This window comes from Methylorubrum sp. Q1 (assembly GCF_004683995.1).
Taxonomy (GTDB): Bacteria; Pseudomonadota; Alphaproteobacteria; order Rhizobiales; family Beijerinckiaceae; genus Methylobacterium.
This window is the reverse complement of record NZ_SRHQ01000007.1, coordinates 200,429-209,508: the sequence shown is the minus strand read 5'-3', so window position 1 is coordinate 209,508 and position 9,080 is coordinate 200,429. Positions and strand designations below refer to the sequence as shown.

Here is a 9,080-nt window from a genome sequence, read left to right as displayed (position 1 = left end):
AAGCCTTCACCCGTCTCTCAATGCGTTTCCGTCGGCAGGGCGGCTCTTGCAGGGCCGCACGCCCGAATCCTCGAACGCGGCCTGCCTTCGGATTTCGCCCGCCCCCGGAAACAGCTCTCCCCGGGACATATCAACGATCATTCTAGCGCAAACCGATCACGGGATACCATGATCTTGCTGCAACAGCGGCGCGTCTTTCAGAGGATTCGGCCGTTTCGTCTGCCTTCAGAGTTAAGGCAGCCCCACGATTTCACGCGTGACGCGCCCTCAATTATGGATGAAGGCTGCCTTGATCAACATCTCGCCCGCTCATCCCTGAGGCCGCCGCCCGATGCCTATCACCGCAACGTTACCGGCCACGGCCGCGCTGGCGCTCGCCCTGATCGGTGGGAGCGCGGCCTGGGCGGCGGATGCCGACAGATTCCGGCCCGGCGCGGTGAGCTGCCCCGACGACGTCCGCTGCCGCCGCCCGCCGGGACCGCCGGACCGTGACATCCGGCCGCTGATCGATCCGCTCGGGCGCCCCTGCGGCTTCCGCTGGCGCGAGACGCCGTCCGGCCCCCGCCGCGTCCGGGTCTGCTACTAGGCCGGCGATGGCGCTGCGTCCGCTCCTTCCGGCTCTTCTCCTTGTCGTCGTCTCGCACGCGGCTTTGTCCCAGGCCCTGCCGGAGTCCCGAGCCCTGCCGGAGGCGCCGGCCTGCCGCGCCCTGTTCGCGGACGGCCGGGCGCCGACGCTCACCAACCCGAAGCTCGCCGACAGGGCCGTCCCGCTCTGCTTCGAGGCCTTCGCCGTGCTCCATTCGGGTGTCTCGCGCACGCCGCTCTACGCCGCAGAGCGGCTGACGCGCCGGAGCGTGTCCGCCGCCCGAAGGGTCGAGCGCGCCGACGCCTTCCACGACGAGGACCGCCTGCCCGAGGACGACCGCGCGAGCCTCGCCGACTACCTGCGGAGCGGTTACGACCGCGGCCATCTCGCCCCGGCCGGCGACATGCCGAGCGCGGTCGCCCAGGCTGAATCCTTCAGCCTCGCCAACATCGTGCCTCAGAACCGGGCAGTGAACCGCGGCCTGTGGGCGGCGATCGAGGAGAGCGTGCGCCGGCTCGCGAGCGAGCGCGGCGAGATCTTCGTCGTGACCGGCCCGATCTTCGAGGGCCGCTCGGTCGGGGCGATCAAGGGGCGGGTGCTGGTTCCGACCCGGATGTTCAAGGCGATCTACGATCCGCGCACCGGCGAGGCCGGGGCCTATCTCGTGCCGAATGCGGCGGGCGCGGAGTGGCGCGCGGTGTCGCTCGCGACCCTGCGGGAGACGGCCGGGATCGACGTGTTCCCGGCCTTGCCCGAGGCGAGCAAGGCCAAGGCGATGGCGCTGCCCGAGCCGCAGGAATTCTCCCGCGGCGGCCCGGAATCCTTCGCAGACTTCCTCAAGCAACTGGCTGTCGATGTCCTGCGCCGGCTCTGGCGCGAGTTGATGCGCGCGATCTTCTGAGGAGTCCCCGATGCCGCGCCGCAAAGCCGATCCCGCCCTTCCCTTCCAGCCCTTCTCGGAGGATGCGGGCGTCCAGACCTTCGCCGGGTTCTCGATCGAGAACGGCACGCGCCGCCTCATTCTGCATGGCAGCCTCGACCTCACCCGCGACCGGGCGGGGTTGAAGCGTGCGAGGGCACTGAAGAGCCTGCTCGATGCGGTGGTCGCCACCCTCGAAGCGGAGGATCTGCCCGACGCCGTGCCCGAGGAGCCGGAGACGGCCGAGCCGGTGCGCAACCCCTTCGCCTGAAGCCCCAGGGCCATCGCTCGAAGGCGATCACCCTGGTTTCCTGCTGGCCTCAGTCGCCGGCGCCCGCCTCCGCGCCGCGCAGCCGCTCATGCGGCTTCGCGCGAAGGTCGGGCCGGCGCCGGGCGCCGCCTTGCCCCTGCCGGGCGGCCCTGATACTCGAACTTGAAATTCTTCATCCGCGAGCGGACGGCGCCCCGCGCGGCATGGCTCGAGCATCTTGGCTCGACAGAGCCAGCCTCGCGCGAGAGGCCACGCATCCGCGAGCGCCGGCCCGACCGGCTCCCACGCTTCACGCAGGACGAACGCACATGGCCCGCGAATTCATCTACCACATGCGGGGTCTGACGAAGACCTATGTCGGGGGCAAGAAGGTCCTCGAGAACGTCAACCTGTCGTTCTATCCCGACGCCAAGATCGGTGTGCTCGGCATCAACGGTGCCGGCAAGTCGACGCTGCTCAAGATCATGGCCGGCATCGACAAGGACTGGACCGGCGAGGGCTTCGTCGCGCAGGGCGCGCGCGTCGGCTACCTGCCGCAGGAGCCGCAGCTCGATCCGAACAAGTCGGTGCGCGAGAACATCATGGAGGGCGTGGCCGAGAAGCAGGCGCTGCTCGACCGCTACAACGAACTCGCGATGAACTATTCCGAGGAGACGGCGGACGAGATGACCGCGCTCCAGGACCAGATCGAGGCCCAGAACCTCTGGGAACTCGACTCGAAGGTCGATCAGGCGATGGAAGCGCTCGGCTGCCCGAGCGACGAGCAGCCGGTGGCGACCCTCTCGGGCGGCGAGCGCCGCCGCGTGGCTCTGTGCAAGCTGCTGCTGTGGGAGCCGGAACTGCTGCTCCTCGACGAGCCGACCAACCACCTCGACGCCGAGACGGTGAACTGGTTGGAGGGCCACCTCAAGCAGTATCCGGGCGCGATCCTGATCGTGACCCACGACCGCTACTTCCTCGACAACGTGACCGGCTGGATTCTCGAGCTCGACCGCGGCCGGGGCATTCCCTACGAGGGCAACTACTCCGCCTGGCTGGTGCAGAAGCAGAAGCGCCTGGAGCAGGAGGGCCGCGAGGACATGGCCCGCCAACGCTCGATCGCCCGCGAGCAGGAGTGGATCTCGGCCTCGCCCAAGGCGCGGCAGTCGAAGTCGAAGGCGCGTATCACCCGCTACGAGGAGCTGGTCGCCAAGCAGAACAACAAGGTCGATGCGGCGGCTCAGATCGTCATCCCGATCGACGAGCGGCTCGGGCAGAACGTCATCGAGTTCGAACACCTCAACAAGGCCTTCGGCGACCGCCTGCTGATCGAGGATCTTTCGTTCAAGCTGCCGCCGGGCGGCATCGTCGGCGTCATCGGCCCGAACGGCGCCGGCAAGACCACGCTGTTCAAGATGATCACCGGCCAGGAGAAGCCCGATGGCGGGCGGATCGAGGTCGGCGAGACGGTCAGGCTCGGCTACGTTGACCAGTCGCGCGACGCGCTCGATCCCAATGCCACCGTCTGGCAGGAGATCTCGGGCGGCAACGACATCATCTACTTCAACAAGCGCGAGATCAATTCGCGCGCCTATTGCGCGGCCTTCGCCTTCAAGGGCGGCGACCAGCAGAAGAAGGTCGGCACGCTCTCGGGCGGTGAGCGCAACCGCGTGCATCTGGCCCGCACGCTCAAGGGCGGCGCCAACGTGCTCCTGCTCGACGAGCCGACCAACGACCTCGACATGGAGACCCTGCGCGCCCTCGAGGACGCGCTGGAGGATTACGCGGGCTGCGCGGTCATCATCAGCCACGATCGCTGGTTCCTGAACCGCATCGCGACCCACATCCTCGCCTTCGAGGGCGACAGCCACGTCGAGTGGTTCGAGGGCAACTTCTCGGACTACGAGGCGGACAAGAAGCGCCGCCTCGGGATCGAATCGATCATCCCGAAGAAGCTGAAGTACAAGAAGTTTTCGCGCTGATCGCCTGATGCGGGTCTCAGCCTGATCGGAGCAGATGCCGTATCAGCCGAGCCCGCGCGGCCCTTGAGAAAAAGCCAAATCCGCCATCCCGAAGGGGTCAAACGGATTTGGTATGAGTGTCACTCACAAAACTTCCGCCCTCCTCCCCTCCGCCTCCTCCTGAGGTGGATAGACGGGAGGACGGGCGTGAACCCCTCACCACCACGCCTGCCCGGCCCCGAGCGGCGGCAGGCCGAGATGGGCCGCCACCGAAGCGCCGATATCGGCAAAGCTCTCCCGGCGGCCGAGAGCGCGCGGCGTCAGCCCCGGTCCGAAGGCCAGCACCGGCACCTGCTCGCGGGTATGCTCGGTGCCCGTCCAGGTCGGATCGTTGCCGTGGTCGGCGGTGATCACGCAGAGATCGCCGGGCTTCAGCACCGCCTGGATCTCGGGGAGGCACCTGTCGAAGGCTTCCAGCTCGGCGGCGTAGCCCGGCACGTCGCGGCGGTGGCCGTGCTCGGTGTCGAAATCCACGAGGTTGAGGAAGACGAAGCTGCCCTCCGGCAATCCGGCGAAGGCGTCGAGCGCCGCGTCGAGGCAGGCGGCGTTGCCGGCGGGCTTGATCTCGCGGCCCGTGGCGCGGTGGGCGAAGATGTCGCCGATCTTGCCGACACTCACGACCACCCGGCCCGCAGCCTCCAGCCCATCGAGCAGCGTCCCGGCGGGGGGCGCCACGGAAAAGTCCTTGCGGCGGCTGGTGCGGCGGAAGCCCTCCGCCGCGCTGCCGAGGAAGGGCCGGGCGATGACCCGGCCGACGCGGTAGGGATCGCAGAGTTCGCGGGCGATCCGGCAGGTCTCGTAGAGCCGCTCCAGCCCGAATGCCTCCTCGTGGGCGGCGATCTGGAACACGCTGTCGGCCGAGGTGTAGCAGATCGGCCTGCCCGTCCGCACATGCTCGGCCCCGAGCGCCTCGATGATCGCGGTGCCGGAAGCGTGGCGGTCGCCGAGGATGCCGGGCAGCCCCGCCCGTGCGACCAGCGCCGCCGTCAGCTCCGCCGGGAAGGCGGGCTGCATATCGGGAAAGTGGCCCCAGGCTTCGCGCACCGGCACGCCCGCAATCTCCCAATGGCCTGACGGGGTGTCCTTGCCCGAAGCGGTCTCGACGGCGTGGCCCCAGAGCGCCCGCACGGGTCCCTCGGGCGCAAGCCCTGGCGGGACGCGCCCGGTGGCGCCTTTGCAGGCCAGCCCGAGGCCGAGCGCGGTGAGGTTCGGCAAGCGCAGGAGCCCGGCGCGCAGCCCCGGCCGGTCGCCGCGTCCGGCGGCGCAGGCCTCCGCGATATGGCCGACCGTGTCGGAGCCGGCGTCGCCGTAGCGGTCTGCGTCCGGAGCGCCGCCGATGCCGACGGAATCGAGGACGATGAGGAGGGCGCGGGCCATGCGTTCAGGCCGGCTCGATCTCGGCGGTGGTCGCGGCATCCATTTCGAAGGCCGCCGCGAACAGGGTGCGGGTGTAGTCGGTCTTGGGCGCGGCGAAAATCTCCTCGGCCGGGCCCTCCTCGACCACCTGGCCGTGCTGCATCACCATGACGTAGTTCGAGAGCGCACGGACCACCTTGAGGTCGTGGCTGATGAACAGGTAGGCGATGCCGCGCTCCCGCTGCAGGTCGCGCAGCAGCGTCACGATCTGCGCCTGCACCGAGCGGTCGAGCGCCGAGGTCGGCTCGTCGAGCACGACGAAGCGGGGCTTCAGGACGATGGCGCGGGCAATCGCGATGCGCTGGCGCTGACCGCCGGAGAATTCGTGCGGGTAGCGGTCCATCGCCGCCGGATCGAGGCCGACATCGGTGAGCGCCTTCGCCACCAGGGCACGACGCTCGTCGCCGCCCTTCACCAGCCCCTGCACCGCCAACCCCTCGGCGACGATGTCACCCACCGACATGCGCGGCGAGAGCGAGCCGTAGGGATCTTGGAAGACCACCTGCATGTCCTTGCGCAGGGGTCGCATCAGGGCGGGGCCGCGCGCCTCGATGCGCTGCCCGAGGAACACGATCGGGCCCTCGGATTCGGTCAGCCGCAGCAGGGCGAGGCCCAGCGTGGTCTTGCCCGAGCCGGATTCGCCGACGACGCCGACCGTCTCGCCCGCCCGCACCCTGAGCCGCACCCCATCGACCGCCTTGACGTGGCCGACGGTGCGCCGGAGCAGCCCCGCCTTGAGGGGGAACCACACCTTGAGCGGCCCGGCCTCGACCAGTTGCTCGGCGTGATCGGGCACGGGGTTCGCCCGGCCTGTGGGCTCGGCGGCGAGCAGCCGCTGCGTGTATTCGTGCTGGGGCCGGGTGAAGACCCGATCGACCGGGCCCGCCTCGACGATCCGGCCGGCGAGCATCACGCAGACCCGGTCGGCGATGCGGCGGACGATGCCGAGATCGTGGGTGATGAACAGCATCGCCATCCCGAGCCGCTTCTGCAGGTCGGCCAGCAGCGCGAGGATCTGCGCCTGAACGGTGACGTCGAGGGCGGTGGTCGGCTCGTCGGCCACCAGCAGGTCCGGCTCGCAGGCCAGCGCCATGGCGATCATGACGCGCTGGCGCTGGCCGCCGGACAGTTCGTGCGGATAGGCGCCGAGCCGCCGCTCGGCGTCGCGGATGCCGACGAGATCCATGAGTTCGAGGATGCGGGCCCGCGCCGCCTTGCCCTTCAGGCCACGGTGGATCTCCAGCACCTCGCCGATCTGCCGCTGGATGGAGTGGAGCGGGTTGAGCGAGGTCATCGGCTCCTGGAACACCATGGTGATGTCCGCGCCGCGCACCGCGCGCATCTCCCGCTCGGGCAGCGTGAGCAGGTCGCGCCCCTTGAACAGGATCTTTCCACCCGGGTGATGGGCGGCGCCGTCGAGCAGCCGCAGGATCGAGAGCGCTGTCACCGATTTGCCGGAGCCGGATTCGCCCACCAGAGCCAGGGTCTCGCCCCGCTCGATGGAAAAGCTGACGCGATCGACCGCGCGGGTCTCGCGCGTCCCGGAGCGGAAGGCGACCGAGAGATCCTCGACGGTCAGCAGCGTATCGGACATCGAACCCCGGCGAACGAAAAACGGCCCGCCGCGATCCGGTGTCGGAGCGGCGGGCCGAGGGGTTATAGCGCGCGGGGCCGGCCGCGCGAATCGTCTTCGCGTCGCGCTACTGCGCCAGCCCGACCTGCACGAGGTTGTCGCTGAAGGTCGGCGAGTGACCCATGCCGCCATAGGTCGAGGCGCTGATGACGTTCACCGCCCCGTCCCGGTTGAGCGAGTGCCAGTAGCCGAGCGAGGCAATCACCAGCCCAGGCGGCACCTCTTCGGTCACCCGCGCCTGCCCGTGGAAGGCGCCGCGGTCGTTGAACACCCGCACCAGCGCGCCCTCGCCGATCTCGCGGCTCTGCGCGTCGGCCGGGTTGATCAGGATCGTCTGCTCCCCCTGCGCACGGACCTTGTGCGCCTCGTTGGCGTATTGCGAGTTGAGGAAGCCGTGGCTCTTGGGCGAGACGATGTTGAGCGGGTAGCGCTCGGCTTGGGCCGGATTCGTCTCCGGCCGCTCGTTGGCCGGCACGTAGCCCGGCAACGGATCGAGGGCCTCGCCACCCTGGAACTGCTCGTACATCTGCCGGAAGGGCGGGGCGACGAAGTTGCCGCTCGTGACCGCGGCCTCCGAGTAGAACTCGCACTTGCCCGAAGGTGTGGGGAAGTTGCCCTCGGCATGCGGGGTGCGCGTGTCGGGATCGCCGATGTTCAGGCGGTACCAGCCATGCTGGCGGAAATGGTCCATGCCGATGCCGCCGAGCTTCGGGCTCTCCCAATCGAGATACCATTCCATGAGCTCGGTCTCGCTCATGGAGAACTGGGGCTCGGTGAAGCCGAAGGTCTTGGCCAGCCGCCGGAACAGCTCGGCATTCGAGACCGTCTCGCCCGGCGGTTCGATCGCCTTCTGGTTCAGGGTGAAGAAGAAGTGCCCCCAGGAGAACATCATGTCGTCGTGCTCGGCCGCCATGGTGGCCGGCAGCAGGATGTCGGCGTAGCGGGCGGTGTCGGTGACGAAGTGTTCGCTGACGACCGTGAACAGGTCCTCGCGGGCGAGCCCGCGCTTGATCTTGGCGGTCTCGGTCGAGTTCGAGACCGGGTTGGCGTTGTAGACCATCAGGGCATGGATGCCGGGCTCGATCCCCGCCTCGCCGGTCAGCACCTCGCCGAGCTTGAGCACGTTGAGCACCCGCGTCCCCTCCGGGATCAGGTCCGGCCGGCAGACCCGGTCCCAGTGCACCGGGAACTCCCACAGCGGCATCTGGTAGACGCCGCCGCCCGGATCCTTCCAAGACCCCGTCAGGGCGGGAAGCGAGAAGATGGCGCGCAGCGCCTGGGCACCGCCGGCGCTCCGCTCCACCGCCACGCCGGGCCGCAGCGCCGCGTTGCGGGTGGTGGCGTATTCGCGCGCGAGTTGCCGGATGTCGTCGGCCGGGATGCCGCAGATCTCGGCGGCGTATTCCGGCGTGAAGGCCTGCGCCCGTTCCTTCAGCGGCTCGAAGCCGACGGTGTGGCGGGCGATGTAGTCGTCGTCGGTCAGGCCTTCTTCGATGATGACGTGGATCATCGCCATGGCGAGCGCGCCGTCGGTGCCGGGTTTCGGCATCAGGTGCCAGTCGGCCTGGGCGGCGGTGCGCGAGCGGTAGGGGTCGATCACGATGACGCGGGCGCCGTGGCGCTGCGCCTCCTTCACCACGTGCCAGTGGTGGATGTTGGTCGAGACCGAGTTGCAGCCCCAGATCACGATGAGCTTCGATTGGGCGAAGCTCATCGGGTCGGTGCCGTTGGTCGGGCCGACGGTCAGCAGCCACGCGGTGCAGGAGCCCGAGCCGCAGAACGTCTTCTCGGCGACCGTCGCACCGAGCCGGTTGAAGAAGGCGTCACCCACGGTGAGACCCTGCACCACGCCCTCGTTGCCGAGATAATTGTAGGGAAGGATCGCCTCCGCCCCGTGCGTCTCGATGATGCCGGTGAAGCGGCGGTGGATCTCGGCGAGTGCCTCGTCCCAGCCGATCCGCTCGAACTGGCCGCTGCCCTTCGGGCCGGAACGGCGCATCGGGTAGAGGATGCGGTCGGGGTTGTAGTGGTGGCGGTCGAAGTCCTTGAGCTTGCCGCAGAGCGCGCCGCGGGTCATCGGATGATCCGGGTTGCCGCGCACATCGATCAGCCGCCCATCCTCGACGGTGTAGATCATCGAGCAGGTGTCGGGGCAGTCGTGTGGGCAGGCGCCGAGCCGGGTGACGGCTTCGGAAACGGACTTTGCAGCCGCCTCGGCATCGATCTCCGAGATGCGCTCTTCGAGCATCGTGTTC

The 9,080-nt window shown here is 69.0% G+C and carries 7 protein-coding genes; 4 read left to right on the top strand and 3 right to left on the bottom strand.

The window, feature by feature from the left end; translation table 11 throughout:
• Positions 1–331: 331 nt before the first annotated feature.
• The 4 genes from E4V01_RS09435 to ettA all read left to right on the top strand — a co-directional run bounded on the left by E4V01_RS09435 (position 332) and on the right by ettA (position 3,737).
• The gene (locus E4V01_RS09435; RefSeq protein ID WP_135298172.1) at positions 332–586 is read left to right on the top strand and encodes a hypothetical protein; all 255 of its coding nucleotides are present in this window, start codon (positions 332–334) and stop codon (positions 584–586) included.
• Between the two features lie 7 nt (positions 587–593).
• Complete coding sequence (locus E4V01_RS09430; RefSeq protein WP_060769496.1) at positions 594–1,487, top strand: DNA/RNA non-specific endonuclease; 894 nt, start codon at positions 594–596, stop codon at positions 1,485–1,487.
• Between the two features lie 10 nt (positions 1,488–1,497).
• Positions 1,498–1,776 carry a hypothetical protein gene (locus E4V01_RS09425; RefSeq protein WP_060769495.1) on the top strand — a complete coding sequence of 93 codons (279 nt, stop codon included), beginning with the start codon at positions 1,498–1,500 and terminating at the stop codon, positions 1,774–1,776.
• Positions 1,777–2,084: 308 nt separating this feature from the next.
• On the top strand, positions 2,085–3,737 hold the full coding sequence (ettA, locus tag E4V01_RS09420; protein WP_135298171.1) for an energy-dependent translational throttle protein EttA: 1,653 nt from the start codon (positions 2,085–2,087) through the stop codon (positions 3,735–3,737).
• 195 nt (positions 3,738–3,932) lie between these two features.
• Here ettA and E4V01_RS09415 read toward each other — a convergent pair whose 3' ends face one another.
• The 3 genes from E4V01_RS09415 to E4V01_RS09405 all read right to left on the bottom strand — a co-directional run bounded on the left by E4V01_RS09415 (position 3,933) and on the right by E4V01_RS09405 (position 9,073).
• Positions 3,933–5,153 (bottom strand): phosphopentomutase, encoded by a 1,221-nt coding sequence (locus E4V01_RS09415; protein ID WP_135298170.1) that lies wholly within the window; start codon positions 5,151–5,153, stop codon positions 3,933–3,935.
• A 4-nt stretch (positions 5,154–5,157) separates the two neighbouring features.
• Complete coding sequence (locus tag E4V01_RS09410; RefSeq protein WP_135298169.1) at positions 5,158–6,786, bottom strand: ABC transporter ATP-binding protein; 1,629 nt, start codon at positions 6,784–6,786, stop codon at positions 5,158–5,160.
• A 106-nt stretch (positions 6,787–6,892) separates the two neighbouring features.
• Positions 6,893–9,073, bottom strand: coding sequence for a molybdopterin-dependent oxidoreductase (locus E4V01_RS09405; protein WP_135298168.1), 2,181 nt, complete (start codon positions 9,071–9,073; stop codon positions 6,893–6,895).
• Between the last annotated feature and the right edge of the window lie 7 nt (positions 9,074–9,080).